Here is a 26,051-nt window from a genome sequence, read left to right on the forward strand (position 1 = left end):
TGCCCCGATCCGGGGCGGGCGGTGCGAAGGCGCGGTCTCCCCCCACCACGCGTCCGCACCGCCCACCCGCACCGTGCGACCGCTAGGCAAGGGCCTCCACGACGACCTCGGCCGCCTCGGCGATCAGCGCGTTGTCGTACTCGGCGTCCTCCTCGTCACGGCTGGACATGACCGCGAGGACGATGGGCTCGCCCTCCGGCGGCCACAGGACGGCGATGTCGTTGCGCGTGCCGTAGCCTCCGCTCCCCGTCTTGTCGCCGACCTCCCAGCCCTCGGGAACCCCGGCGCGGATCAGCTCGTCCCCGGTCATGTTGTTGACGAGCATGTCGGTGAGCACGTCGCGCCGGTCCTCGGGCAGCGCGTCCCCGAGCGTGAACTTCCGCAGGCTCTCGGCCATGGCGCGCGGTGTGCTCGTGTCACGGATGTCACCGGGCACCGCCTCATTCAGTCCTGGCTCCACACGGTCGGCCTCGATCACGTCGTCGCCGACGGCCTCCATCGCCTCCTCGAACCCGTCCGGGCCGTCCAGCTCCTCGAACAGCAGGTTGGCCGCGGTGTTGTCGCTGTAGCGGACGGCGGCGTCGGTCAGCTCCATCAGGGTCATCCCGGTGTCCACGTGCTGTTCGGTGATGGGCGCGTAGTCGAGCAGGTCGTCCTCGGTGTAGGTGATGACCTCCTCCATCTCCTCCGGCGTGTTCCGCTGGAGCACCGCGCCCGCGGAGAACGCCTTGTGGGTGGAGCAGTAGGCGAACCGCTCGTCGGGGCGGTGCACGACCTCCTCCTCCGTGCCGGTGTCCACCGCGTAGACGCCCAGCCGCGCGTCGAACTCCTTCTCCAGCCGCTCGAACTCCCGGGCGAGTCCGGCGGAGGCCTCGGTGGCGTGGGAAGCCGCCGACGCCTCCGCCTCCGGGGCGGTACCGGAGCCGGACGGTCCGCAGGCGGTGACGGGAACGAGGACGAACGCGGCCAGGGCCGCGAGTCCGGTACGTCGGGTGGGTGAAAGCACCATCTGTCTGTTCTTCCTGTCCTGGGTGATGCGTGTCGCACGGCCGTTATGGACCATCCGGCCCATAAAGGAAGCCGTGATGGAACGCCCCACGGGGCGCCACACGCGCCGCGCCTCCCTGCCGGGGCGGCCTCTGGCAGCAGTCTGACCTTCGCCAACGATGCTGTCCAAGACGGAAACAGACACTTCCATGCGGAAACGGCATAATGTGGGGCCATGGACCTCGTCGGAGCCTGCAAGGCGTTCGTGAACGTGGGCGAGAGGGGCAGCTTCACCCTCGGGGCCGCCGCCGCGCGCATCCCCCAGCCGGTCGCCAGCAGGCGTATCGCCGCCCTGGAGAAGCACCTGGGCGCGCGCCTGTTCGACCGCTCCACCCGCCGGGCGACCCTCACCCAGTTCGGCCGCGACATGCTGCCCTCGGCCAGGCGCCTGGTCCAGTTGGCCGAGGAGATGGAGCACGACGCCGAGAGGGCGGTGCTCCGTCCCCTGCGCCTGGCCGTGCCCGAAATCTGCGCCGCGCGCGACCTCGCCCTCCTGGGCGCCGAGGCCCGTGAGGAGGGCCTCCACCTGGACTTTCGCCCCGCAGCCCCCGCCGCGCGGGCCGAGCTCCTGGGTCTTCGGGAGGTCCGCGCCGCCCTGGTGGGCGTACCGCCGGACGAGGCCGCCTGGAGGGTTGCGCTGGGCCTGGCGGGAGCCGGACAGCCCCGGGCCGGGACCGTCTACGTCGAGACCCTGCGCCTGTCCCGTGACAGGCTGTCCTCGCGCGGGCGCCGTATCTGGCTCCAGCCCGAGGACGACGTCCCCCACGTGCGCGATCCCCTGACACGCCTGCGGGACTCCGTGGGCCTGCGGCCCGCGCAGGTGGCCTCCGCCGCCTCCCTGGCCTCCGCCGCCGCGGAGGTCCTGGGCTCGGACGACCTCCTGCTGTGCTCACCACGGCAGGCCGAGGAGCTGGGGCTGTACTGGCGGCCGACGGGCGAGATCCGCCTCGCCCGCGGCTACGACGTGGCCGCCGAGACCGGGGACGAGGCCGAGCGCCTGCGTACGCTCCTGGGACGGACGATCGCCCGCTGCCTGGGCGCTGAGGAGGAGACGGTTTGAGTGCCACGGCCCTGATCCGCGAGCTGCGCGGCGAACTCGACGAGGCGGGCCTGCGGGGCTCCTTCCTCGTACGGGACCTGAGCACGGGCGAGGAACTGGGCATCGAGCCGGACCTGGAGTTCTCGACGGCCTCCCTCGTCAAGATCCCGCTCGCGATCGCCACGCTCGAACGCGTCCGCGCGGGAGAGCTCGACGGCGCCGAGCAGATCCTCGTGGAGCCGGGCAGGAGCACCGTCCGAGGACACACCGGGCTGACCAAGTTCCGCCACCCGGTCCGGGTCAGCGTCGAGGACCTGCTCTACCTCAGCACGTGCCTGAGCGACAACACGGCCACGGACGTCCTGTTCGACCTCACACCGCCCGCGCGGGTCGCCGCGTCGCTGCGCGCGTCCGGTCTGCGCGGTATCACCGTGCGGCACACGATCCGCGACATCGGCGACACCCCGGCCAACCGGCTCGACCCCGACGAGGTCCACCTCGCCCACCTGCTGGCCATCGGGGAGGGCACCGCCGGGCGGGGGCACCGGATCGCGCAGCTCGACGCCACGCGCGCCAGCTCCGGGTCGGCGCGGGCGTTCACCGACCTGATGGAGGCGCTGTGGCGGCCCTCGGCCATCGACGCGGAGGTGGCCGCGCGGGTACGGGAGCTGATGGGCGACAACGTCCTGCGCCACCGGCTGGCGCCCGAGTTCGCCTCCGACGCCTCCCGGTGGTCCTCCAAGACCGGGAGCCTGCTCAACCTGCGCCACGAGGTCGGCGTGGTCGAGCACGACGGCGGCCAGGCCTTCGCCGTCGCGGTGCTGACCGAGTCGCGTGTGCCCGCCTTCCAGCAGCCGGGGGCCGAGGCGCTCATGGCGCGGGTGGCGCGGTCCCTGCGCGACCACCTGCGCGCACGGTAGCCCCGGGGTCGCGTGGCCCGCCTCCCCGTGCCCGGCGTGCACGCGGCGGCGACCGCGCGGCGGCCCCGGAAGCCGCGGCGCCGGCTTCCGGGGCGGACCGGCCGCCCCGGCGCCGCGGCGGTCCACCTCGGCAGCGGCGGCCTCAGCCCCGGGCGGGAAGGCCGAGGGCGGGAGCCAGCCGGGCCAGCACCGACAGGAGGTCGCCGTCCTCGGCCAGCGGCTGGACCGCGACGTGGTCCGCGCCCGCCTCCAGGTGCGCGCGCAGCTCCGCCGCCGCCGTCTCCGGTGCGCCCTGCGCGACCAGGGCGTCGACCAGCGCGTCGCTCCCGCCGTCGGCGAAGTCGGCGTCGGTGAAGCCCATACGCCGGAAGTTGGAGAGGTAGTTGGTCAGGCGGTTGTCGACGTAGACGCTCAGCCCCTGCCTGCCGGCGGCCCGGGTCCGCTCGCGGTCCCCGCCCAGGGCCACCTTGTGCTCGGGAGCCAGGAGCGGCCCGTCGCCGAGCCTCTCCCGAGCGGTGCGCGTGAACTCCGGGTCGACCAGGTACGGGTGGCCGCCGGCGGCGCGCTCGGCGGACAGCCGGAGCATGCGCGGCCCCAGGGCGGCGACCACGCGCCGGTCCTCGGGGACGCCTCCCCGGTCCAGGGCGTCCAGGTAGTCCACCACCGCCTGGAAGGGCTTGGCCGCCTCGGGGCCGTTGGCCTCGCGGTGCCCCGCGCCGATGCCGAGCAGGAACCGGCCGGGGCTCTCGGACTCGATCCGCCGGAAGGAGTCGGCCACCGTCGCGGCGTCCGCGGACCAGATGTTGACGATGCCGGTCGCGACCGCGACGCGCGACGTCGCCGCCAGTGCCGTGGACGCCAGGTCCAGGTCGGCGCCGGGGGAGCCGCCGATCCAGATGGCGCCGTAGCCCAGGCGCTCGATCTCGGCGGCCACCTCGGCGGTGAGGTCGGTCCGCTTCACCCACACCCCGTAGGTCCCCGGATCGACGGAGGTCGCGTTCAGACTCATGAAAGGCCTTCCTCGGCGGTGGCGTCGGCGGACCACCGCCCCCGGCGGCCCGCCGGTCGGGCACGTGCGCTGCCCCACCCGGCCACGTTACGCTCACCACGCGTGTTCGGGGGGCCGCGCCGCGGGAGCGCCGCCGGGCCGCCGTGCACCACCACGGAAGGGCGCCTACAGCGAGTGCAGGTGGGCCGCCGCGCCCGCCCGCAGGGCCTCGGAGACCGTGTCCAGGGCCGGTGAGCGCAGGTTCCACCGCTGCCAGTACAGGCGCACGTCCACCGGGCGGTCCGGTGCCAGCGCCACCAGCCGCCCGGACGCGACGTCGGCCGCGCACCGCTGCTCGGGGACCATGCCCCACCCGAGTCCGAGCAGGACCGCCCGGGCGAAGTCCTCCGAAGCCGGGATGTAGTGCCGGGGCCCGTGGGGCTCGCCTCCGCCGGACTCGCGCAGGAACCGGTCCTGAAGGTCGTCCCTGCGGTCGAAGTTGACCACCGGCGCGTACGGGAGCAGTTCCGGGTCCGCTCGGCCGCACAGGTACTCCTCGTCGAAACCGGGGCTGCACACCGCCTGGTAGCGCAGCGCGCCGAGCCCGGCCACGGTGCATCCCTGGACCGCCTCGGGGGTGGAGGTCACGGCGGCCATCACCGTTCCCGAGCGCAGCAGGGAGGTGGTGTGCTCCTCGTCCTCGCGGTGGATCTCGAACACCGCTCCCAGGTCGGCGGGCAGGTCGGTCAGCGCCTCCAGGAACCAGGTGGACAGGCTGTCGGCGTTGACGGCCAGCGGCACCGACACCCGGCCCCGCTCCCGGTCGCCCATCCGGAGTTCGGTGGTGGCGTCCTCGTCCAGCAGCAGCACCTGGCGGGCGTAGCGCAGCACGACGTCCCCGGCGGCGGTGGTCCGCACCGGGTTCGTGCGCTGCACCAGGACCTTGCCCGCGGTCTGCTCCATCGCCCTGACCCGCTGGGACACCGCCGACGCCGTCACGTGCAGCCGCCGCGCGGCGGACTCGAAGGTGCCCTCGTCCACCAGGGCCGTCAGGGTGCGCAGGTGGTCGAACTGGAACGACATATGAAGCCTCTCTCAGGTATCCTAAGGAAGTTTAGCTTTACTGCATGGGGTGTGCGGTCCTAGCGTTCTGACAATGAACGCGACCCTTCTCCCCGCCCTGCTCGGTCTCGGTACCGGGCTGGCGCTCATCGTGGCCATCGGAGCCCAGAACGCCTACGTCCTACGGCTCGGCATCGAGGGCCGCACCGGCACGGTCCTGCCGGCGGTGCTGGTCTGCGCCCTGTCCGACGCCGTGCTCATCGTGTGCGGCGTCCTCGGCGTCGGTGCCGTCGTCGAGGCCGCCCCCGCCGCCGTCGTCGTGGTCCGCCTCCTCGGCGCGGGCTTCCTCGTCGTCTACGGCCTGTCCGCGGCGCGCCGGGTCCTGCGGCCGGGCGCGCTCGTGGTCGGCGGCGGGATCGGGGACGGCCGCGGGGCCGCCGTGACGACGGCGCTGGTGCTCACCTGGCTCAACCCGCACGTGTACCTGGACACGGTGGTCTTCCTCGGCTCCCTCGCCAACCAACAGGACGGCGGCGCCCGCTGGTGGTGGGCGGCGGGCGCCGTCACGGGCAGCTTCGTGTGGTTCTTCGGCCTGGGCTTCGGCGCGCGGCTGCTGCGCCCCCTCTTCGCCCGGCCGGGCGCCTGGCGCGTCCTGGACGCGGTCATCGCCGCCGTCATGCTCACCCTGGGCGTGCGCATGGCCCTCGGATCCTGAGAGGCCGCGAGCGCTACACGCTGGTGATAAAACGTTTCAAGAGCAGAGACATCCGATGACCAGGGAAGACTTCGGGGAGGTCTTGACATGCGAGAAGAGCTGGGGGTAGTTTCAGCGCAGCCTGAGTGAAACGATTCAATCGCTTCACCGCCGGTCCACCCGCAGTCGTGCCCTCCCCGAACGGAGCCCCACCGTGGCAGCACTCCCCGAACGCCGCGCGGACGCCCTGGACGTCCTGCGGCGCCAGCACATCGAACTCCCCTCCTGGGCCTTCGGGAACTCCGGAACCCGGTTCAAGGTGTTCGCGCAGCCCGGCGTCCCCCGCGACCCCTGGGAGAAGGTCGCCGACTCCGCCCAGGTGCACCGGCTCACCGGCGTCGCCCCCACGGTCGCCCTGCACATCCCCTGGGACCAGGTGGACGACTACGCCGCGCTCGCCGCCCACGCCCGCGACCTGGGCATCGGCATCGGCACCGTCAACGCCAACGTCTTCCAGGACGACGACTACAAGCTCGGCAGCGTCGCCAACCCCGACCCGGCCGTGCGCCGCAAGGCGATCGACCACCTGCTGGAGTGCGTGGACGTCATGGACGCCACCGGCTCGCGCGACCTCAAGCTGTGGTTCGCCGACGGCACCAACTACCCCGGCCAGGACGACCTGCGCACCCGCCAGGACCGCCTCGCCGAGGCCCTGTCCGAGGTCTACGACAGGCTCGGCCCCGACCAGCGCCTCCTGCTGGAGTACAAGCTCTTCGAGCCCGCCTTCTACGCCACCGACGTCCCCGACTGGGGCACCGCCTACGCCCACTGCCTGGAGCTGGGCGAGAAGGCCGTGGTCTGCGTCGACACCGGCCACCACGCCGCGCACACCAACATCGAGTTCATCGTCGCGTTCCTGCTGCGGGCCGGGAAGCTCGGCGCCTTCGACTTCAACTCGCGCTTTTACGCCGACGACGACCTCATGGTCGGCTCCGCCGACCCCTTCCAGCTCTTCCGCATCATGTACGAGGTCGTGCGCGGCGGCGGCTTGGCCGCCGACACCGGGGTCGCGTTCATGCTCGACCAGTGCCACAACATCGAGCCCAAGATCGCCGGGCAGATCCGCTCGGTCATGAACGTGCAGGAGGCCACCGCCAAGGCCCTGCTGGTGGACGCCGACGCGCTCGCCGACGCCCAGCGCGAGGGCGACGTCCTGGCCGCCAACGCCGTCCTGATGGACGCCTACAACACCGACGTGCGCCCCATGCTCGCCGACCTGCGCACCGACCAGGGGCTGGACCCCGACCCCATGGCCGCGCACGCGCGCTCCGGCTACGTGGAGCGCGCCGTCGAGGAGCGCAAGGGCGGCGCCCAGGCCGGGTGGGGCGCGTGAGCCAGACACCGACCACGCCAGAACCCGGCAGCCGCACCGAACAGGAGGACACCGTGTCCGACTCCGTCGTCGAACAGCTCCTCGCCCGCAGCAACACCCTCGGCTCGGACCCGCGCAACACCAACTTCGCGGGCGGCAACACCTCCGCCGCGGGCACGCGCACCGACCCCGTCACCGGCCGGCCCGTCGACCTGCTGTGGGTCAAGGGATCCGGCGGCGACCTGGGCACCCTCACCGAGGACGGCCTGGCCGTGCTGCGCCTGGACCGCCTGCGCGCCCTCGTGGACGTCTACCCCGGCGAGGAGCGCGAGGACGAGATGGTCGCCGCCTTCGACCACTGCCTGTTCGGCAAGGGCGGCGCCGCACCCTCCATCGACACCGCCATGCACGGCCTGCTGCGCGCCGCGCACGTGGACCACCTGCACCCCGACTCCGGCATCGCCCTGGCCACCGCGGCCGACGGCGAGCGCCTGACCCGCGAGTGCTTCGGCGACCGCGTGGTGTGGGTGCCCTGGCGCCGTCCCGGCTTCCAGCTCGGCCTGGACATCGCGAAGATCGCGGAGGAAAACCCGAACGCCATCGGCGCCGTCCTGGGCGGCCACGGCATCACCGCCTGGGCCGAGACCAGCGAGCAGTGCCAGGCCAACTCCCTGGAGATCATCCACACCGCCGAGCGCTTCCTCGAGGAGCACGGCCGCCCCGACCCCTTCGGCCCCGCCCTGGAGGGCTACGGCGCCCTGCCCGACGACGAGCGCCGCGAGCGCGCCGCCGCCCTGGCCCCCGTCATCCGCGGCCTGGCCTCCACCGACCACCCCCAGGTCGGCCGCTTCACCGACAGCGACGTGGTCCTGGACTTCCTGGCCTCGGCCGAGCACCCGCGCCTGGCCGCCCTGGGCACCTCCTGCCCCGACCACTTCCTGCGCACCAAGGTCCGCCCCATGGTGCTCGACCTGCCCGCCGACGCCCCGCTGGAGCAGGCCGTCGCGCGACTGCGCGAGCTGCACGAGGAGTACCGGGCCGAGTACCGCGCCTACTACGAGCGCCACGCGGGCCCCGACAGCCCCGCCATGCGCGGCGCCGACCCGGCGATCGTGCTGGTCCCGGGCGTGGGCATGTTCTCCTTCGGCAAGGACGCCAAGACCGCGCGCGTGGCGGGCGAGTTCTACGTCAACGCCGTCAACGTCATGCGCGGCGCCGAGGCGGTCTCCACCTACCGGCCCATCGAGGAGTCGGAGAAGTTCCGCATCGAGTACTGGGCGCTAGAGGAGGCCAAGCTGGCCCGCCTGCCCAAGCCCAAGCCGCTCGCCACCCGGATCGCCCTGGTCACCGGCGCGGCCGGCGGCATCGGCAAGGCGATCGCCGCCCGGCTGGCGGCCGAGGGCGCGTGCGTGGTCGTGGCCGACCTGGACGCCGGCAAGGCCGCCGAGGCAGCCGCCGAACTGGGCGGCGCGGACGTGGCCGTGGGCGTGGCCTGCGACGTCAGCGACGCCGACGCGGTGGCCCGCGCCCTCGACGAGGCCGCGCTGGCCTTCGGCGGGGTGGACCTGGTGGTCAACAACGCAGGGCTGTCCATCTCCAAGCCGCTGCTGGAGACCACCGAGCGCGACTGGGACCTCCAGCACGACGTCATGGCCAAGGGGTCCTTCCTGGTCTCCCGCGAGGCCGCCCGCGTGATGACGGCCCAGGGCATGGGCGGCGACATCGTCTACATCGCCTCCAAGAACGCCGTGTTCGCCGGGCCCAACAACGTCGCCTACTCCGCCGTCAAGGCCGACCAGGCCCACCAGGTGCGGCTGCTCGCCGCCGAACTGGGCGGCGAGGGCATCCGGGTCAACGGCGTCAACCCCGACGGGGTCGTGCGCGGATCGGGCATCTTCGCCGGGGGCTGGGGAGCCCAGCGGGCCAAGGTCTACGGGGTCAAGGAGGAGGACCTGGGCGCGTTCTACGCCAAGCGCACCATCCTGGGCCGCGAGGTGCTGCCCGAGCACGTCGCCAACGCGGTGTTCGCGCTGACGGCCGGGGAGCTGTCGCACACCACCGGCCTGCACATCCCCGTGGACAGCGGCGTCGCCGCCGCGTTCCTGCGATGAGCGCCGCCAGCGGCCCGGGCGGCCGCTCCGCCCGGGCGGCCGGGGGCACGGCGGTCCACGCGGCCGTCGACCTGGGCGCCTCCAGCGGACGGGTCATCGCCGGGCGGATCGAGGACGGGCGGCTGCGCACCGAGGAGGTCGCCCGCTTCCCCAACGGGCCGGTCACCGTGCCCGCCGGGAACCGCGCCACCCTGCACTGGGACGTGCTGTCCCTGTACGCGGGTGTGGTCGAAGGGCTGCGGCGGGCCGCCGAACCCCACGGGCTGGCCTCGGCCGGGGTGGACTCCTGGGCCGTGGACTACGGCCTGCTCGACGCCGACGGCGCCCTGCTCGGCAACCCCGTCCACTACCGCGACGCCCGTACCGACGGGGCGTCCGAGCGGGTGTTCGCGCACCTGCCCGCCGAGGAGCTGTACGCGGTCAACGGCCTCCAGGTGCAGCCGTTCAACACGGTGTTCCAGCTCGCCGCCGCCTCCGGGGACGCCCAGTCGGCCGCCGCCCGCGACCTGCTGCTGGTGCCCGACCTGCTCGGGTACTGGCTGACGGGGGAGCGGGTGGCGGAGCTGACCAACGCCTCCACCACCGGCCTGGTGGACGTGCACGCGCGGCGCTGGGCGGACCGGTGCCTGGACCTGCTCCGGGAGCGCTTCGGCGTCCCGGCGCGGGACCTGTTGCCCGAACTGGTCGAACCCGGAACCGTCGTCGGCGCCATCCGGGCCGGAACCGGGACCGGGGCCGGAACCGGGGCGGCCGAGGGCACGCCGCTGGTGGCGGTGGGCTCGCACGACACCGCCTCCGCCGTGGTGGCCGTGCCCGCCGCCACACCCCGCTTCGCCTACGTCTCCTCGGGGACGTGGTCGCTGGTCGGGGTGGAGCTGGACGCCCCCGTGCGGACCGAGGCGAGCCGGGCGGCCAACTTCACCAACGAACTGGGGGTGGACGGCACGGTCCGCTACCTGCGCAACGTCACCGGGCTGTGGCTGCTCCAGGAGTCGCTGCGCGTGTGGCGTGAGCGGGGACGCGAGGTGGACCTGCCCGACCTGCTGGCGCGTGCCGCCGGCTTGCCCGCGCTGGCGTGCGTGGTGGACGTGGACGATCCCCGGTTCCTGCCGCCGGGGGACATGCCCGCGCGTATCGCCGCGTTCGCCGCCGAGACCGGGCAGCGCCCGCCGGAGACCGACGCCGAGGTGGCGCGGTGCGTGGTGGACTCGCTGGCACTGGCCTACCGCGGGGCGGTGCGCCAGGCCGCCGAGCTGAGCGGGACGGACGTGGAGGTGGTCCACGTGGTCGGCGGCGGATCGCGCAACGAGTTGCTGTGCCGGCTCACCGCGGACGCCGTGGGCCTGCCTGTCGTCGCCGGGCCCGTCGAGGGCGCGGCGATCGGCAACCTGCTGGTGCAGGCCCGCGCGGTCGGAGCGGTGGAGGGCGGTCTGGACGACCTGCGCCGGATCGTGGCCGACTCCACCGAGGTCCGCCGCTACGAGCCGAGCGGACCGCAGGCCCCGTGGGAGGCCGCCGAGCGGCGGCTCTGGAGCTGAGGTTGCGCCTTCCCCACGCGCTGGAGGGGCCGCCGGTGTTCGGCGGCCCCTCGCCGCTTCCGGTCCCCGACCGGAGTCCCCGTCTCCTCACGGCCTCCCCGTGTGCGGCTTCCGTGCCGCGGAACCACGGCGGGGGACCCTCACACGGCCGATCGGCGCGGGCCCGCCTCCGGGGCCTGTCCCCGAACCCGCGCGGCTCGGCCACGACGTCCACCGGCGGGCCGCTCCCGCGGGCTTCGCCGACGCCGCCGGGTCAGGCCGTGGTCACGGCCACCTTGGTCCAGCCGGGCTCGCGGTGGTCGAAGGCGCGGTAGGAGTTCACCACCTCGTCGAACGGCACCTCCTGGGTGAGGACCGAGGTGATGTCGACGCTGCCGGCGGCCACCATCTCCAGCAGTTCGGGGATGTAGGTGCGGTGGTTGCAGTTGCCCATCTTCAGGGTGAGGTTCTTGTTCATCGCCGCACCGATGGGGAAGTGCGTCATCGTCGGCGGGTAGACGCCGATGATGGACAGGGTCCCCGCCTTCGCGATCGCGTCCACCGCCCACCGCGTGACCTGGGAGGGCGCGTCGCCGGGAACCCAGGTGTCGCCCTGGGGCCGGGCCTGGGGCACGATCTCGGAGACCTCCGCGGCGAACTGCTCCCTGAGGCCCTCCTGGACGGCCGGCCCCTGCTTGGGCTGCTCCGCGTCGACCCCGACGGCGTCGATCACGCGGTCCGGGCCGATGCCGCCCGTGAGCTCCACCATGGTGGCCACCGGGTCCTCCTTGGTGTAGTCGATCACCTCGGCGTGCAGCAGGCGCGCCTGCTCCAGCCGGCTCCCGACCCCGTCGACCGCCAGTACGCGCCCCGCCCCCTGGAGGTAGGCGCTCAGCACGGCGAACAGCCCCACGGGACCGCAGCCCATCACCGCGACGGTGTCACCCGGGGCGATCTCGGCCAGCCTGGCCCCGAACCACGCCGTGGGGAAGATGTCGGAGATGAGGACGGCCTCCTCGTCGCTCACCCGCTCGGGGACGCTGACGAGCCCCACGTTGGCGTAGGGAACGCGCACCCGCTCGGCCTGGAGGCCGGGGAAGGAGCCGGTGGACTCGGGCCCACCGAAGAAGGCCGTGCCCGCGCGGCTGCCCCCGGGGTTCGCGTTGTCGCACTGGGCGAAGTAGCCGCTCCGGCAGTAGCTGCACGTCCCGCATCCGATGGTGGAGGGGATGACCACCCGGTCGCCCGGCTGGAAGTTGCGCACCTGGGAGCCCACCTCGGTCACCACGCCGACCCCCTCGTGACCGAGGACGGTGCCCGGCACCATGCCCGGCATGGTGCCTCGGATCATGTGCAGGTCGGTGCCGCAGATCGCGCTCGTGGTGATCTGCACGATGGCGTCCTGGGAGTGTTCGATGCTCGGTTCCGCCACGTCTTCCAGGCGGATGTCGCCAATGCCATGCCACACAACGGCCTTCATGGTCTTCCTCCCGACCAGCGGTGGGGACGCGTCCGCGTCGCCCGAATCGGTGGATGTTCGCTGAGTGCGGCGGCTACCCAGGCCCCGGCCCCGTAAACCGGAAGGGGCGCGGACACGGGAACCGGTCCGGCCGGACCGACGCAGGAGGTCCTCCGCGTGCCCGCCCGGCCTGGATGTGCTGTTCGGTGAAGCTCCGCCGCGCTTTGCCTCGTGCCCGGAAGCCGCAGGTGCGGGAACCCTCGGTCCCCGCGGTGCGCACGCGCCTACCTCACGGGCGCACCGCGGGACCTCCGGCGTCCCCGTCGGCGCCCTCGCCACCCCCCGGCGGCACAGCACCGAGTCCACCGAACAGAACCTAGGCGAGGGCTCCGACCGCCAGCTCCGTGGCCTGCGCGACGAGGGCGTCGTCGTACTCCGCGCCCGCCTCGTCGCGGCTGGACATGACCGCCAGGACGACGGGGGCGCCCTCCGGCGGCCACAGCACACCGATGTCGTGCCGGGTGCCGTAGCCGCACGCACCGGTCTTGTCCCCGACCGTCCAGCCCTTCGGGACCCCGGCGCGGATCAGGCCGTCGCCGGTGGTGTTGGCGCGCATCATGCCGACGAGGACGCCGCGCCCGTCCTCGGGCAGGACGTCGCCCAGGGCGAACGCGCGCAGGCTGGTGGCCATCGCGCGCGGGGTACTGGTGTCGCGGACGTCGCCCGGCACGGCCTCCGCCATCTCCGGCGCGACCCGGTCCACCCGGGTGACGTCGTCGCCGATCCCCCGCAGGGCCTCCTCCAGCCCCTCCGGTCCACCGAGCTCCTCGAGGAGCAGGTTGGAGGCGGTGTTGTCGCTGTGGCGCAGCGCGGCGTCGCCGATCTCGCGCAGCGTCATGCCGCTGTCCACGTGCTTCCGGGTGACGGGGGAGTGGAAGACCAGGTCCGCTTCGGAGAAGGTGACGACCCGGTCGAGTCCGTCGACCGGTGTCCGGTCGAGCACGGCGCCGAAGGCCAGGGCCTTGAAGGTGGAGCAGTAGGCGAACCGCTCGTCGGCCTGGAACTCGACCACCCGGTCGGTGCCGGTGTCGAGCGCGTAGACGCCGAGCCGGACGTCGAACTCCTCTTCGAGGCGCTCGAACTCGGAGTCCATCGGGACGGGGGCGGGAGGCTCCGCTGGCGGGGGAGTCCCGGCGGCCTCGGCCGACGGCGGTGGGGCCGCCGGACCGGCGGAATCCGCGGGGGACGAGCAGCCGGTGAACGGGACCAGGGCGATCGGGACCAGCGCCGCCCACGCGGCGTGGCGAGTCGTGGACCACGGCACCGCGAAGCACCTTCTCTCCGTAGCCGGACGGTGACTCCCGGAATTCTCGCGGTCGGCGGGCGCGCTGTCGACGATGGCGACGGCATGGCGCGCACGTCTTCTCGGGCGTCGTCCCCGCACGCGGTACCCGTGCGGCCCCGGTGAACAGCGTGGCCGGTGCTCACGAGGAGCACCGGCCACGCCCGTCCTTCGGTCAGACGGAGGAGGTCCTCACGGCGGCGTGGTGCGGCCGACCCGTCCGTGCGGGGCCCCGGCGCCAGGCGCGGTGCCCGTCGGACGCCGCGACCGCGGGCCCGTACCCCGCCGGCTCAGCGTTCCGGCCGGTCGCCGTGTTCTGCCGCCGGTCGCCGGCCGCCGAGGGCACGGGCACCTGCACGCGCCGACGGCCGCGCCAGGCCGCGACGGCCCTCTGCGCCGCCCCCCTGCGCACTCCCAGGCCGCTCCTGCTCCCCAGGGGAACCAGGGTGTCCACGCACACCGCTGCCGCAATCGTCATCGCCACGAGAATCGCCAGTGTCACGTTCCCTCGCTTCCCTCTTCCCGGACGGCCGTGCCCACGCGCTCCCGCGGGCTCCCCGGCCGTTCGCCGTACGCTCCGCGCCCGACACGCCGTGTGCATGCAGGCTGCCCGTACCCCCGGCCGGTGAAACCCCCGGGGGTGCGCGGCACGGTCCCTCGCGGCACGTCAGGCACCGGCAACGCCGTTCGGGTTCCGCGGGTGGACCGGCGGCCCGGCCCCCGTCTCCTGCCGGTCGGACTCCCCGTCCGGGCACCCGGCGAAGCCGTCCGGCGACCGGTGGACGAAGTGGACGGGCTGGCCCATGACGCGACTCCTCAACCGGGGTTTCCCGTTTCCGGGGAAGGTACGGGACCGACCCTAGGATCCGCCTACGTCATTTCGGGGCCGGTCTTTGGGCGGTCGCCGTGTTCGGGTACGGCGTCCGCGGGGAAGCCTTCTGGAATCCGGTGCGGTGGGACCACCCGCCGGCCCGGGGCCGCACCACCCGTGGAGAGGATGGAACCCGCATGGAGGAGTCCAACGCCGCGGAACGGATGCTCGGCGACCTGCTCGGCGCCAGCCACACGATGGCCATGGAGGACGTGCCGGGCCACGTGGCCGACCAAGCGGCCCGCGCCGGACTGCACGGGGTCCTGATCTACGCGGTCGACGTGCGCCAGGAGGTGCTGGTGCTGCTGACCGGGCGCGGTCCGGACGCCGGACAGGACCCCGGAGGAAAGCGCACACCGCTGCGCATCGATGGAACGCTGGCGGGACGCGCCTTCCAGACCGAGAGGATCCTTCGCGCCTCCACGAAGGAGGACGACCGCTACCACTGGTGGGTGCCGGTGCTGGACGGCACCGAGCGCATGGGACTCCTCTGGGTGGAGACCGACGCCGACGACGCACAAACCCGCGAGCGCATGTGGCACCTGGCGTCCCTGGTCGCGCTGCTGGTGGTGAGCAAACGGGTCCACAGCGACTCCTACGCCAGGCTGGTCCGTGTCCAGGAGATGAGCGTGGCGGCCGAGATGCAGTGGAACCTGATGCCGCCGCGCACCTACACCAACGAACACGTGACCATCGACGCCGCGCTGGAGCCGGCCTACCAGGTCAACGGCGACGCCTTCGACTACGCCGTGGCGGGCCGGAACGTACACGTGTCCATCTTCGACGCGATGGGGCACGACACCGCCGCCGGGCTGACCGCCAACCTCGCCGTGGCGGCCTGCCGCAACCACCGCCGCCAGGGCGGTGACCTGGCCGAGGTCGCCGCGGGCGTCGAGCACACCCTGCTCACCGAGTTCGGGCAGAAGTACTACGACGCCTCCACCGACGACGGCTTCTTCGCCCAGACGCGCTACGTCACCGCCGTCCTGAGCGACCTGGACACCCGCACCGGCATGCTCACCTGGACCAACCACGGCCACCTGCCGCCCGTCATCATCCGTGAGGGACGCTGGGTGAGCACCCTGGAGTGCGAGCCCTCCCACCCGCTGGGCTCGGACCTGGGCCTGCCGGTCACCACGTGCAGTGAGCAGCTCCAGCCCGACGACCGCGTCATCCTGTACACGGACGGCATCACGGAGGCGCGCAGCGCGGACGGCCGCGAGTTCGGCCTGGAACGGTTCCTGGAGTTCATCCTCCGCCAGCACGCCAGCAGCCTCCCCGTGCCGGAGACCCTGCGGCGCCTCATCCACAGCGTCATGGACTACCACGGCGGACGTCTCCAGGACGACGCCACCGTCCTCCTCCTGCAGTGGCACGGACCCTGAGGGCCCGCCCCGCGCAGGGCCTCAGACCTTGCGGGCCAGGCCGCAGTACTGGGGGATGTCGCGCACCTCGCCGACCTCGACCGGCTCGGGACGCCACCGGGTGACGGAGACGATCCCGGGCTCGACCAGTGCGAACCCGTCGAAGAACCGGCCGAACTCCTTCACCGGGCGCATGTGGTAGGGCTGGGCGACACTCTCCCGCCAGTGCCGGAGGGCCTCCGGGGCGCGCTCGTCTGCGGTGGTCTCCGCGCCGGTGAGGACGCCGTCGCACACGGCCAGGAAACTGCCCGGCGCCAGGGCGTCCATGTAGGCGCGCACGATGCCCAGGGCCTCGTCGAGGTCGCCGAGGGCGCCCATCGTCCCCAGCAGGGTCAGGCCGACGGGGCGGTCCAGGTCCAGGGTCCGGCGGGCGGCCTCCAGCACCGTGCCGGTGTCGCGCAGGTCCGATCCCACGAACCGGGTCCGGCCCTCGTCGGTGCCCATCAGCAGGGCGCGGGCGTGGGCCAGCACCATGGGGTCGTTGTCGACGTAGACCACGCGCGCGTCCGGGACGTGGGCCTGCGCCACCTCGTGGGTGTTGCCGGCGGCGGGCAGCCCGGCGCCGATGTCGAGGAACTGGCGGATCCCCTCCTCCCGGACCAGGTGGGTGACCGCGCGGCGCAGGAAGAGACGGTCCCCCCTGGCGGCTTCGACGACCTGCGGCATGAGCTCCCTGACGGTGTCGCCCACCTCGCGGTCGACGGGGTAGTTGTCCCTGCCGCCGAGCCAGTAGTTCCGCACCCGCGCGCCGTGCGCGACGCTGGGGTCGATGGGGGTGTCCGTCATGGGGGCCTCTCAAGGGGACGGGTCCGTGGCAAGCGGTACGCGCAGTCTTGTGCGTCCGCCGTGTGCCCGCAACCCGAGAGCCGCCGTCGCGGACCTCGCGCCCCACCGCGGCCCCGTGAAAACGGGAGGCCCTCCTCGGAGGCGATGCCGGGAAGGGCCTCCCGTGCGGGGCCGGTCAGTCGGCGGCCGGTTCCCTGTTGTCCCTCGCCGCCCCGGCGGCGGACTCCCGCGGCGCGGCCTCCGGAGGGAGGTCGACGCTGTCGCGCAGCCGGACCCGCGGCAGGAACAGTGACGTGGCCAGGCCGAAGACGGCGATCGCCGTGGCGACGAGGAACAGGTCGCCGGTGGCCGAGCCGTAGGCGCCCTCGACGATCTCGCGCAGGAACGGCGGCATGCCCTCCAGGTCCAGGGTGCCGGCGCTCTCGCCTCCGGCGGTGGGGCCGGCCCCGGCCGCGGAGAGGCCCTCGGCGGTGTTCGAGGCGACCCGGTTGGCCAGGAAGGCGCCCAGCACGGACACGCCCATGGTGCCGCCCAGGGTGCGGAAGAAGGTCACCGTGCCGCTGGCCGCGCCGATGTCGCGCAGCGGGACGGAGTTCTGTACCACCAGGACCAGGTTCTGCATGGACATGCCGACCCCGAAGCCCATCAGCAGCATTCCCCCGCAGACGATGGCCAGGGACGTGTTCTCGTCGACGGTGGACAGGACGAGGAAGCCCAGGGTCAACAGCACCATGCCGGTGACCACGTAGGGCTTCACCCGGCCCGAGTGCGAGACCATGCGCCCGGACACGGTCGCCGAGACCATGGTGCCCAGCATGAGCGGTGCGGTCAGCAGCCCGGCCTCGGTCGGAGCGTATCCGCGTGCCAGCTGGAAGTACTGCCCCAGGAAGACCGCGCCGCCGAACATCGCCATGCCGACCGCCGCGCTGGCGAGGATGGCGATGGCCGTCTCCCGCCGCATGACCAGGTGCAGGGGCACGACCGGCTGTGCCACGCGCGACTCCACCCACACGGCCAGGGAGAGCAGCAGGACGCTTCCGCCGACCATGGCGCCGGACTGCCAGGAGATCCAGGCGAAGCCGTCGCCCAAGAAGGTCACCCACAGCAGCAGGAGGCTGACACCCGAGGCGATGAGCGTGGCGCCCGCGTAGTCCACCCTGGTGTCGGGACGGCGTACGTCGGGCAGCTCGAGGGTGCGGCTGAGCACCACCAGGGCGATGAGCATGAACGGCACACCGACGAGGAAGCACCAGCGCCATCCCAGTCCGGGCAGGTCGGCGAGCAGGCCGCCGATCAGCGGTCCGCCGACGGTCGCCACGGCCATCACCGCGCCGATGTGGCCGTTGAGGCGTCCGCGCTCCTTGGGGCTGACCAGCGAGGCGATGATCACCTGGACCAGGACCTGGGAGGCGCCCATCCCCAGTCCCTGCACCACGCGGAACGCGATCAGCTGGCCGGTGGTCTGCGCGAAGCCGCACAGCAGCGAGGAGAGGACGAACAGCACGATCGACAGCTGCAACAGCCTCTTCTTGTCGAAGAGGTCGGCGAGCTTGCCCCAGATCGGCGTGGAGGCGGTGGAGGCCAGCAGCGCCGCGGTCACGACCCAGGTGTACTGCGACTGGGTGCCCTCCAGGGCCCCGACGATCTGCGGCAGGGCGACCGAAACGATCGTGCTGCTGAGCATGGTCACACCCAGCACTGTGAGCAGCCCGCTCAGGGAGCGCGGGATCGACGGTCGCCCGGTTTCGGGCAGGGAACGTGGAGTGTTCAAGGACTGACCTCTGCGGGAGGGAAGGCGCGGCGCCGGGGGCCGCGGGGACTGCTAAGGCTGCTCATCCGGCAAAAATGCAGGGTCGGCATTTTTGCACTCCATGTAGAATAGCACCGTGGACAGGACACAGGGACTACGGGAACGCAAAAAGGACGAAACCCGGCGAGCGGTGTACACCGCCGCCATGCGGCTCACCGTGGAGCACGGATTCGACCAGGTCACGGTCGAGGCCATCGCCGAGGCCGCCAACATCTCCCGGAGGACATTCTCCAACTACTTCGCCTGCAAGGAGGACGCGGTCCTGTACGGCGAGCGGCTCTACACGCGCTCCCTGGTGCGGGCGCTGCGCGAGCGCCCCGCACACGAGGGCGCCTGGACCGCCCTGCGCGCCTCCGCACGCGATCTCTACGTGTCCTGGGACTGCCGGCCCGACCGCGGATGGGCCCTGCGCACCCGCCTGGCCCGCAAGCACCCCTCGCTCCTGGCCCGGCAGCTCACCAACCACGCCACGCTCGCCCGCGACCTGGAGGAGGCCCTGGCCGGACGGGTCCGCCCGAACGGGATACGCCCCGAACTGCTGGTCGCCGTCTTCCTCTCCGGCCTGCGCGTGGGCCTGAACACGTGGATCGACGAGGAGGAGGCGCAGGACCCGCTGAGGTTCGTGGAGGAGGCACTGGACGAGGTCGAGGCGCCGTTCGGCCGCTGACCGGCCCCGGCCCCGGACCCGGCACCGGGAGGCTGGAGGCGGGAGCCGTGGGAATACTGGTGCCCATGGACGACCTGACACTGTCCCTGCTGCCGTTGACGACCAGCGCACAGGAGCGCGAGCGGGCCGCACGGGTGGCTCTGCTGCCGGTGGGCAGCCTCGAACAGCACGGCCCCCACCTTCCCCTGGTCACCGACACCGTCATCGCCTGCGACCTGGCCCGGAGCCTGGCCGACGCCCACCCGCTGCGACCGCTGCCGCCGGTCACCGTCGGCTGCTCCCACGAGCACGCCGCCTGGCCCGGGACCGTGAGCGTCTCCGCGCCCACCCTGTACGCGTACGTCGGGGACATCGCCGCCTCCCTCGGCGACACCCGGCTCGTACTGGTCAACGGCCACGGCGGCAACCACGTGCTGGCCAACCTCGTCCAGGAGTCGGGCGGGCGTATGGCGCTCTTCCCCGGCCCCCACGACTGGGAGGCCGCCCGGGTCGTCGCCGGGATGGCCACCGACAACGACCGCGACATGCACGCCGGGGAGCTGGAGACCTCCGTGCTCCTGCACACCCACCCGGACCTGGTCCGGCCCGGGTACGAGCACGCCGACCACACCACGGGCGCGCGCGAGCACATGCTCACCGTGGGACTGGCCCCCTACACCTCCTCGGGGGTGGCCGGCCGGCCCTCACTGGCCACGGCCGCCAAGGGGCGGGCCCTGCTCGCCGCCCTCGTGGAGTCCTTCGCGGGGTACCTGGCGGTGCTGGACGAGCCGCACGGGTGAGGAGGCGCGGGCCGCCGGTCCCGCGCTGCCCGGACGCCGAGCCGACCGTGCCGGTCCCGTCCGTGGTGGACACGGGACGCGGGGCCCGAGCGAAGGCCCTCCGCGGCGAAGCGCCGCGGAGGGCGGAAGGGGACCACCGGCGATCAGCCCCGCCGTCCCCAGTCCAACAGGTCGGCCAGGCCGGCCTCGGTGAAGGCGGCGGCCAGGTCGTCGGCGTCCTCGGTGAAGTGGGCCCAGCCGTCGTGGTGGACGGGAACCACGCGGCGGGCCCCCAGGACGCGGGCGGCTTCGGCGGCCTGGGCACTGTCGAGGACGAGGGGCCGGCCGTCGAAGAGGGCGGGCAGCCTCGGGGCTCCAGCGAACAGCAGGGCGGTGTCCACCGGGGCGAAGCGCTCGGCGATCTGCCCGACCAGTTCGAGGGAGGCGTTGTCGCCGCTGACGTAGACCGCGGGCAGGCCCTCACCGGTCAGGACGAAGCCCACGACCTGGCCGGTGAACGGCTCGACCTCCTCGCGCGAGCCGGGGCCGTGCAGAGCGGGGACCGCGGTGACGGTGACCCTGCCGCCGCCGGGCCGGTCCAACTCGGTGGTCGCCCAGTCGGCCATCCCCCTGGCGTTGCCACCGAGGCGCCGTTCGCCGTCGGGGGTCGTCAGGGTGAGGGGCACCTCGGCGAGCAGGGCACGCCCGGAGCGGTCGAGGTTGTCGGAGTGCTCGTCGTGGGAGAGCAGGACCACGTCGACGCGGCCGAGGTCGGCGGGGGTGCCGGCGGAGGGCGCGGTCTTGGTCAGTCCCGGGCGGCCCGGCGCCCCGTAGTCGCCGGGGCCGTCGAAGGTCGGGTCGGTCAGGAAACGCAGGCCGCCGTACTCGAAGAGGGCGGTGGGGCCGCCGAAGACGCGGACGGGGAACTGCTCGGTTACGACGGACATGAGTACACCTCACGGATAGGAACGGCTCAACCGTGATGCACGGTAGCCGTATCTCACGGATGGGGCAACTTGTACCATGAGAGCCATGGACGAGACCGTGGCCGAAGAACCTGACCTGCCGTCCGCGCCAGGGGCGGAGCAGTACCCCTCCCTCGACCTCGCCAACAGCGCGGTCGTCCTGCCCGGCGGGCGCTCAGTGGATCTGCTCGCGGCCCCAGCGCAGGCCAACCGATGGCTGACCGAGCGGGGACTGGCACCGGTCGACGCCGGCATGCGGGAGATGTGCGCCACACAGCTACGCGTGCTACGCGAGCAGATCAGATCCCTGTTCGCCTCGCACGTGGCGGCCCTTCCCGCCCTTCCCGCCGCTCTGACGGCCGTCAACGACGCGCTGACCAAGGTGCCCACCGCCCCGCTGCTGCAGTGGGACGACGAGGACGGTCCCTACCGGGTGACGCCGCACCCCGTCACCGAGATCGTCGACCACGCCCTGGCGACCCTCGCCTCCGACGCCGCCGACCTGCTCACCGGCCCCGACGCCGCGCGCCTGACCGCCTGTGGTTCCACCCCCTGCAACCGCTACCTGCTGCGCCACGGCCGCCGGCACTGGTGCTCCACCCGCTGTGGCGACCGGGCCCGCGCCGCTCGGGCCTACGCCCGGCGGGCCCAGGCCGGGGGGAGCTGACGCGCACCCGGTGCTCCGGGCCTTCGGCGGGGTCCGTCGGCGCGGGCGGGTACGGGGCGTGGACAGGGGCCGGGTCCCGTCCCTGCTCCCGTCAGCGCGGTGCTTCCTCCGGGGCGAGGTGGCGCGCCCCGTCCGGACCGGGGGTGTGGCGCACCCGGCGGGACCGGGACCCGCGTTCATCGGACCAGAAGGGTGCCGGGGGCGGCGCCGTACTCGTCCCCGAGCTGCTCGGGGACGAGTACCGCATGACCCGGGCGCGGCGGGTGGTCCCCGGGGGCTTCGGACGGGCAGCATCTCGGAGAACGGCCCCCACAGGTGCCGATGACCCTTTCCGCCTTCGCCGTGCGCGGCCGGTCAGGTGCCCGGACCGGTCAGGAATCAAGAAGCGCCGGCCATCGGGCCACGCCTAGCGTGACGGTCATGGCGACCATCGAATCCATCACCCTTGACGTGGCCGACCCCACGGCCGCCGACCGCTTCTACACCGCCGCCTTCGGCCTGGACACGCAGGTGCGTTTTCGGGCCTCGCAGGCACCCACGGCCGGCTTCCGCGGGTTCGCGACGGCGCTCACGGTGTCCCGGCCGGGCACCGTCGACAGCCTCATCGGCTCCGCCCTCGGCGCCGGGGCCACGCCGCTGAAGCCCGCCGTGAAGTCGTTCTGGGGGTACGGCGGTGTCGTACGGGCTCCGGACGGGGCCATCTGGAAGGTCGCGACGTCGGCGAAGAAGGACACCGGTCCCGACACCCGGCGCGTCGACGAGATCGTGCTGCTGCTGGGGGTGGCGGACGTGGCCGCGAGCAAGCGGTTCTACGTCGAGCGCGGCCTCGGCGTGGCGAGGAGCTTCGGCCGTGCGTACGTCGAGTTCGCCACCGGGCCGAGCCCCGTCAAGCTGGCCCTGTACAGGCACCGAGCCCTTGCCAAGGACGTCGGCGTCTCGCCCGAGGGCACCGGATCGCACCGGCTCGTGCTCGGTGGCGACGCCGGGTCCTTCACCGACCCGGACGGGTTCGTGTGGGAGGCCGTGTCCCCGGTGACCGCATCCTGAGGTGCCGTCGCCGCCCGCGTTCCCGGACCCGTGACCCGGGCCGCGGACTCCGCGCGAACGCGCGCCGTCCCCGCGCGCCTCGCCGGGAACGGCTGACGCGCCGTACCAGTGGCGGTGCACGGGGGCACGGGAGACCATCCCGGCCGGGCGGGGAGAACGCCGGCCACACCACGGGTGGGCGCGACCACGGGCTCACCGTGGGATCGGCTCCCTGCGCCCCTCGGGGGCCGGTCGTCCCTCATCGGCCACGGCCGCCACGGGCCGGCCCCTGCTCGCCGTCCTCCCCGAATCCTTCGCGGGGTACCCTGCGGCGCCGGACAAGCCGCACCAGCAGGACCACCGCGCCGGGCAGGGCGGCGACCAGGGCCAGGAGCCCGTAGACCACCGACACCGTCAGCCCCTCCCGCGAGCCCAGCCCCGCCACACCGAAGGCCAGGGCGGTGACCGCCTCGCGCGGCCCCCAGCCGCCGACGTTGACCGGCACACTCATCGCCAGCAGGGCCAGGACCAGCAGCGGCACCAACTGGAGCACGGGCGCGGTGACCCCCGCCAGACGGGCGGCGACCAGGAACATCGACACGTAGCCGGTCAGCGCGGCCGCCGACAGCAGCAGCACCCGGGGACCGCGTACGAACAGGCCCGCCCGGGCGTCGGCGGCCGCCGCCCGCAGGGCGCGCCACCACCGGGGCCGGCGGGACCGCCCCACGCGCAGGCCGACGGCGACCACCAGGGCGACCAGTCCGACCACCCCCGCCGTCACCCCGACCGCGCGCAGCCCGAAACCGAGCAGGGCGGTGGGCAGGGCGAACAGCAGCGCCGCCCCGGTGGCGGCCAGTACCGCCTGCCCCGCCATGCGCTCCAGCACCACCGCGCGCACGCCACGGCCCATGTCCCCGGTGTAGCGGCCGTGGCTGAACGCGCGGTACACGTCGCCGAGCACCCCGGCGGGAAGCACCGCGTTGAGGAACACGGCCAGGTAGTAGTCGGCGACCGCGCGCCGCAGCGGCAGCCGCAGCCCCACCCCGCGCGCCACCGTCAGCCAGCGGACCGCCGAGAGCACGGTGGTCACCGCGCCGATGCCCAGGGCCGCCCCGACCGCGGGGAGGCCGACCACCCCGAACGCGTCGGTGAAGGCCTCCAGCGGGTACCACCACACGACGGCCGCCAGCACGGCGAACCCGGCCAGCGTCCGCGCCCACAGCGGCCACCAACGGTGCGTGCGACCGCCGGTCACCGCACCTCCGGCGGCCGGGGCAGCGCCAGCAGGTCCGTGTGGTGGACCACGGCCGCCAGCCTCCCCCGGGAACACTCCTCCAGGCGGCGCGCCAGGTACTCCGCGCCGGGCAGCGACGGGTCCTGGTCCACGGCCGCGCCCACCCAGCCGCGCAGCCAGGCCCGCGTCAGCTCCGCCTCACCGCGACCGAGCCGCCACGGGCTCGGATAGGTGCGCACCCCGTAGCCCAGGTGCCCGAAGGCCGTGGCGGCGAACCCGGCGGCGTCCGGGCCCAGGCGCCCCCCACGCCGCTGGTGGGCGTTGAAGGCCTCGGAGAAGGCCCGGTCGAGCGGGTCGGCGGGGGAGAGGTCCACCCGTCCCGACACCGACAGCGAGAACAGTGCCGGGCACCCCGTCACCGCGACCGCCCCGGCGAGTGTCTCCAGTTCCGTGCGGGTGAGCAGGTCCAGCAGTGCCGAGGCCACCACCAGAGTGACCTCGCGCAGGCCGGCGGCCCGCAGCGAGGCCAGGTCGAGCCGCCGTGTGACCACCTCGGCGGCGGGCACCGCGTCCCGGGCCAGGTCCAGCAGGGCCTGGTCGCGGTCGAAGAGCACCCAGCGCTGCGGCCCGGGCAGGCGCGGCGCCAGCCAGCGCCCCAGCGCACCCGTCCCGCACCCCAGGTCGGCCACCACCCGCCCGTGTCCGTACAGGAGCGTGGGCGGCTCCGTGGCGCGCGCCTCGGCGTCGGCGTTCTCCCGAAGCGCCAGCCACTCCGGCGTGAACGCCGGAACCCCGGTGGTACTCAACGCGGCTCCCCATGGTCCAGAACGGCGGCCATGTCCCGTGCCGCCCGCTCCCATCCTGCCAATCCCTCCCGCCGCAGACGGGCGGAACACCGCAGTTGCCCACGCAGGTCCTCCCTGGTCAGCCAGCGGCGCAGCGCCTCGGCCAGCGCGGAGGCGTCCCCGGGCGGGACGAGCACGCCGGGCCGCTCCCCCCGGGGGTCGCGGCCCAGGGCCTCGGGCACACCGCCCACCTCGCCGGCCACCACAGGGACGCCGTGCGCCAGCGCCTCGGTCACGACCATGCCGTAGGTCTCCCCGCGCGAGGGCAGCACCAGCAGGTCGGAGCGGGCGTAGGCCGCGGACAACCCCTCTCCCCGGAGCTCGCCGGCAAAGGACACCCGGCCTTGGAGGCCGAGGTCGCGGCACAGGGCGCGCAGGTACCGGGCGTAGGCGGCCGACGCGCCCGTGTCGGCCGACAGGTCTCCGACCGGACCGACGCACGAGCACTCCCACTCCAGGGAATCCAGCCGGGCCAGCGCGGCCAGCAGCAGGTCGTGGCCCTTGCGCGGGGTCAACGACGCCACGCACAGCAGCCGGGTGCCGTCCCCGCCGGGGGCGAGCGGCGCCGGGTCCACACCCGGCTCGACCACGTGTACCCGGTCCAGCCCGTGGTGGCCGGCCACCCGCCGTGCCGACCACCGGCTGGTGGCCACCACGGCCGCGGCCGCGCGCAGCACCCGCCGCTCCCGGGCGTCCAGGTCGCGCGCGGCCTCGGGGGACAGGCCGTTTCCCTCGGCCAGCGGCAGGTGTACCAGGACCACCAGCCGCAGCCTGGACACGTGGGGGAGCAGGACCTCGGGGACGCCGCAGGCGACGAGTCCGTCCAGGACCGCCGTCGCGCCGTCGGGGACCTCCGCCAGCACGCGCGAGAGCCCGGCGCGGGCACCGGCGTCCGCGCGGGGCCAGTCCCCGTGGACGACGATCCGGCGCACCGGCCGTCCCAGCCCGGTGAGCGCTCCGGCCAGGCGCCGGTCGTAGGTGTTGCCGCCGCTGGGCACCGAGTCCGGTGGTACGACGACGACCGTGGTCACAGGTCCCGTTCGTGGCCGGCCCAGGCCACGTGCGACTCGTGCAGGGTCACCGCGATCCCGTCCAGTCCGCGCGCCCGCGCGTCGAGGCGCTCCACCAGGCGGTCCGCGATCACCCCGGCCAGGAACTCGGTGCTGGTGTTCACCCCGGCGAAGTCGGGATCCTCGTCCAGGTTGCGGTAGTCGAGTCCGGCGAGCACGGCCTTCAGCTCCCGTGTGGCCAGGCCGATGTCCACCACGATGTTGTCCTCGTCCAGTTCACGGCGGCGGAAGGTGGCGTCCACGACGAACGTGGCCCCGTGCAGCCCCTGGGCGGGGCCGAACACCTCGCCGCGGAAACTGTGGGCGACCATGATGTGGTCGCGGACGGTGACGCTGTACACGAGTGCGCTCCCTCGGTGGTGGTCGGTCGCGGACGC

24 protein-coding genes are annotated in these 26,051 nt (G+C 73.7%); 11 read left to right on the forward strand and 13 right to left on the reverse strand.

Annotated features, from left to right (window positions below):
- Positions 1 to 82: 82 nt before the first annotated feature.
- The gene (gene bla / locus NOSIN_RS07545; RefSeq protein WP_077690046.1) at positions 83 to 1,009 is read right to left on the reverse strand and encodes a class A beta-lactamase; all 927 of its coding nucleotides are present in this window, start codon (positions 1,007 to 1,009) and stop codon (positions 83 to 85) included.
- Positions 1,010 to 1,222: 213 nt separating this feature from the next.
- On the opposite strand from bla (NOSIN_RS07545), the gene NOSIN_RS07550 reads away from it, so the two are divergent.
- Positions 1,223 to 2,107: a LysR family transcriptional regulator gene (locus NOSIN_RS07550; RefSeq protein WP_077690047.1), complete on the forward strand. Its 885-nt coding sequence runs from the start codon at positions 1,223 to 1,225 to the stop codon at positions 2,105 to 2,107.
- Positions 2,104 to 3,006 (forward strand): serine hydrolase, encoded by a 903-nt coding sequence (locus NOSIN_RS07555; RefSeq protein WP_077690048.1) that lies wholly within the window; start codon positions 2,104 to 2,106, stop codon positions 3,004 to 3,006. The genes NOSIN_RS07550 and NOSIN_RS07555 overlap by 4 nt, the downstream gene beginning before the upstream one ends.
- Before the next feature lie 142 nt (positions 3,007 to 3,148).
- Here NOSIN_RS07555 and NOSIN_RS07560 read toward each other — a convergent pair whose 3' ends face one another.
- Together NOSIN_RS07560 and NOSIN_RS07565 are read right to left on the reverse strand one after the other, a co-directional pair.
- Positions 3,149 to 4,015, reverse strand: a complete 867-nt coding sequence (locus NOSIN_RS07560; protein ID WP_077690049.1) for an LLM class F420-dependent oxidoreductase — start codon at positions 4,013 to 4,015, stop codon at positions 3,149 to 3,151.
- A gap of 165 nt (positions 4,016 to 4,180) precedes the next feature.
- Positions 4,181 to 5,077, reverse strand: coding sequence for a LysR family transcriptional regulator ArgP (locus tag NOSIN_RS07565; RefSeq protein WP_077690050.1), 897 nt, complete (start codon positions 5,075 to 5,077; stop codon positions 4,181 to 4,183).
- A gap of 73 nt (positions 5,078 to 5,150) precedes the next feature.
- On the opposite strand from NOSIN_RS07565, the gene NOSIN_RS07570 reads away from it, so the two are divergent.
- From NOSIN_RS07570 to NOSIN_RS07585, 4 genes are all read left to right on the forward strand, one after another.
- A complete protein-coding gene (locus tag NOSIN_RS07570; RefSeq protein WP_170293661.1) occupies positions 5,151 to 5,771 on the forward strand; it encodes a LysE/ArgO family amino acid transporter in 621 nt (206 codons plus the stop codon).
- A 193-nt stretch (positions 5,772 to 5,964) separates the two neighbouring features.
- Entirely contained in the window at positions 5,965 to 7,143 is a 1,179-nt protein-coding gene (rhaI, locus tag NOSIN_RS07575; RefSeq protein ID WP_077690051.1) for an L-rhamnose isomerase, read from the forward strand.
- Positions 7,131 to 9,233: a bifunctional aldolase/short-chain dehydrogenase gene (locus NOSIN_RS07580; protein ID WP_206057613.1), complete on the forward strand. Its 2,103-nt coding sequence runs from the start codon at positions 7,131 to 7,133 to the stop codon at positions 9,231 to 9,233. The genes rhaI and NOSIN_RS07580 overlap by 13 nt, the downstream gene beginning before the upstream one ends.
- A complete protein-coding gene (locus NOSIN_RS07585; RefSeq protein ID WP_077690052.1) occupies positions 9,230 to 10,771 on the forward strand; it encodes a rhamnulokinase in 1,542 nt (513 codons plus the stop codon). Before NOSIN_RS07580 ends, NOSIN_RS07585 begins: the two co-directional genes overlap by 4 nt.
- Positions 10,772 to 11,024: 253 nt before the next feature.
- Here NOSIN_RS07585 and NOSIN_RS07590 read toward each other — a convergent pair whose 3' ends face one another.
- The 3 genes from NOSIN_RS07590 to NOSIN_RS07600 all read right to left on the reverse strand — a co-directional run bounded on the left by NOSIN_RS07590 (position 11,025) and on the right by NOSIN_RS07600 (position 14,029).
- A complete protein-coding gene (locus NOSIN_RS07590) occupies positions 11,025 to 12,182 on the reverse strand; it encodes a zinc-dependent alcohol dehydrogenase (protein ID WP_236743322.1) in 1,158 nt (385 codons plus the stop codon).
- A gap of 403 nt (positions 12,183 to 12,585) precedes the next feature.
- On the reverse strand, positions 12,586 to 13,533 hold the full coding sequence (gene bla, locus NOSIN_RS07595) for a class A beta-lactamase (protein WP_077690054.1): 948 nt from the start codon (positions 13,531 to 13,533) through the stop codon (positions 12,586 to 12,588).
- 193 nt (positions 13,534 to 13,726) lie between these two features.
- Positions 13,727 to 14,029, reverse strand: coding sequence for a hypothetical protein (locus NOSIN_RS07600; RefSeq protein WP_227014437.1), 303 nt, complete (start codon positions 14,027 to 14,029; stop codon positions 13,727 to 13,729).
- Positions 14,030 to 14,559: 530 nt separating this feature from the next.
- Between NOSIN_RS07600 and NOSIN_RS07605 the strand changes: the two genes are divergently transcribed.
- On the forward strand, positions 14,560 to 15,807 hold the full coding sequence (locus NOSIN_RS07605; protein WP_206057612.1) for a PP2C family protein-serine/threonine phosphatase: 1,248 nt from the start codon (positions 14,560 to 14,562) through the stop codon (positions 15,805 to 15,807).
- Between the two features lie 21 nt (positions 15,808 to 15,828).
- Here the strand turns inward: NOSIN_RS07605 and NOSIN_RS07610 are convergent, their stop codons facing one another.
- Together NOSIN_RS07610 and NOSIN_RS07615 are read right to left on the reverse strand one after the other, a co-directional pair.
- The gene (locus NOSIN_RS07610; protein WP_077690056.1) at positions 15,829 to 16,632 is read right to left on the reverse strand and encodes an SAM-dependent methyltransferase; all 804 of its coding nucleotides are present in this window, start codon (positions 16,630 to 16,632) and stop codon (positions 15,829 to 15,831) included.
- 175 nt (positions 16,633 to 16,807) lie between these two features.
- Entirely contained in the window at positions 16,808 to 18,403 is a 1,596-nt protein-coding gene (locus NOSIN_RS07615; protein WP_077690057.1) for an MDR family MFS transporter, read from the reverse strand.
- A gap of 115 nt (positions 18,404 to 18,518) precedes the next feature.
- On the opposite strand from NOSIN_RS07615, the gene NOSIN_RS07620 reads away from it, so the two are divergent.
- Positions 18,519 to 19,109, forward strand: a complete 591-nt coding sequence (locus tag NOSIN_RS07620) for a TetR/AcrR family transcriptional regulator (RefSeq protein WP_206057611.1) — start codon at positions 18,519 to 18,521, stop codon at positions 19,107 to 19,109.
- Between the two features lie 65 nt (positions 19,110 to 19,174).
- Positions 19,175 to 19,888: a creatininase family protein gene (locus tag NOSIN_RS07625; RefSeq protein ID WP_077690058.1), complete on the forward strand. Its 714-nt coding sequence runs from the start codon at positions 19,175 to 19,177 to the stop codon at positions 19,886 to 19,888.
- A gap of 143 nt (positions 19,889 to 20,031) precedes the next feature.
- Here the strand turns inward: NOSIN_RS07625 and NOSIN_RS07630 are convergent, their stop codons facing one another.
- Positions 20,032 to 20,814, reverse strand: a complete 783-nt coding sequence (locus tag NOSIN_RS07630) for an MBL fold metallo-hydrolase (RefSeq protein ID WP_077690059.1) — start codon at positions 20,812 to 20,814, stop codon at positions 20,032 to 20,034.
- 85 nt (positions 20,815 to 20,899) lie between these two features.
- On the opposite strand from NOSIN_RS07630, the gene NOSIN_RS07635 reads away from it, so the two are divergent.
- Together NOSIN_RS07635 and NOSIN_RS07640 are read left to right on the forward strand one after the other, a co-directional pair.
- Positions 20,900 to 21,499, forward strand: coding sequence for a CGNR zinc finger domain-containing protein (locus NOSIN_RS07635; protein ID WP_077690060.1), 600 nt, complete (start codon positions 20,900 to 20,902; stop codon positions 21,497 to 21,499).
- A gap of 420 nt (positions 21,500 to 21,919) precedes the next feature.
- The gene (locus NOSIN_RS07640; protein ID WP_077693473.1) at positions 21,920 to 22,546 is read left to right on the forward strand and encodes a VOC family protein; all 627 of its coding nucleotides are present in this window, start codon (positions 21,920 to 21,922) and stop codon (positions 22,544 to 22,546) included.
- A gap of 238 nt (positions 22,547 to 22,784) precedes the next feature.
- Here the strand turns inward: NOSIN_RS07640 and NOSIN_RS07645 are convergent, their stop codons facing one another.
- Genes NOSIN_RS07645 through NOSIN_RS07660 form a run of 4 tightly spaced genes read right to left on the reverse strand, consistent with a single transcriptional unit; the run spans position 22,785 to position 26,015 of the window.
- Positions 22,785 to 23,780, reverse strand: coding sequence for a lysylphosphatidylglycerol synthase transmembrane domain-containing protein (locus NOSIN_RS07645; protein WP_236743323.1), 996 nt, complete (start codon positions 23,778 to 23,780; stop codon positions 22,785 to 22,787).
- Entirely contained in the window at positions 23,777 to 24,565 is a 789-nt protein-coding gene (locus NOSIN_RS07650; protein WP_077690061.1) for a class I SAM-dependent methyltransferase, read from the reverse strand. The genes NOSIN_RS07645 and NOSIN_RS07650 overlap by 4 nt, the downstream gene beginning before the upstream one ends.
- Positions 24,562 to 25,635 carry a glycosyltransferase family 4 protein gene (locus NOSIN_RS07655; protein WP_077690062.1) on the reverse strand — a complete coding sequence of 358 codons (1,074 nt, stop codon included), beginning with the start codon at positions 25,633 to 25,635 and terminating at the stop codon, positions 24,562 to 24,564. Before NOSIN_RS07655 ends, NOSIN_RS07650 begins: the two co-directional genes overlap by 4 nt.
- Positions 25,632 to 26,015, reverse strand: coding sequence for a 6-pyruvoyl trahydropterin synthase family protein (locus NOSIN_RS07660; protein WP_077690063.1), 384 nt, complete (start codon positions 26,013 to 26,015; stop codon positions 25,632 to 25,634). Before NOSIN_RS07660 ends, NOSIN_RS07655 begins: the two co-directional genes overlap by 4 nt.
- Between the last annotated feature and the right edge of the window lie 36 nt (positions 26,016 to 26,051).

The organism is Nocardiopsis sinuspersici, from assembly GCF_001998325.1.
In the GTDB taxonomy this organism is placed as follows: domain Bacteria; phylum Actinomycetota; class Actinomycetes; order Streptosporangiales; family Streptosporangiaceae; genus Nocardiopsis; species Nocardiopsis sinuspersici.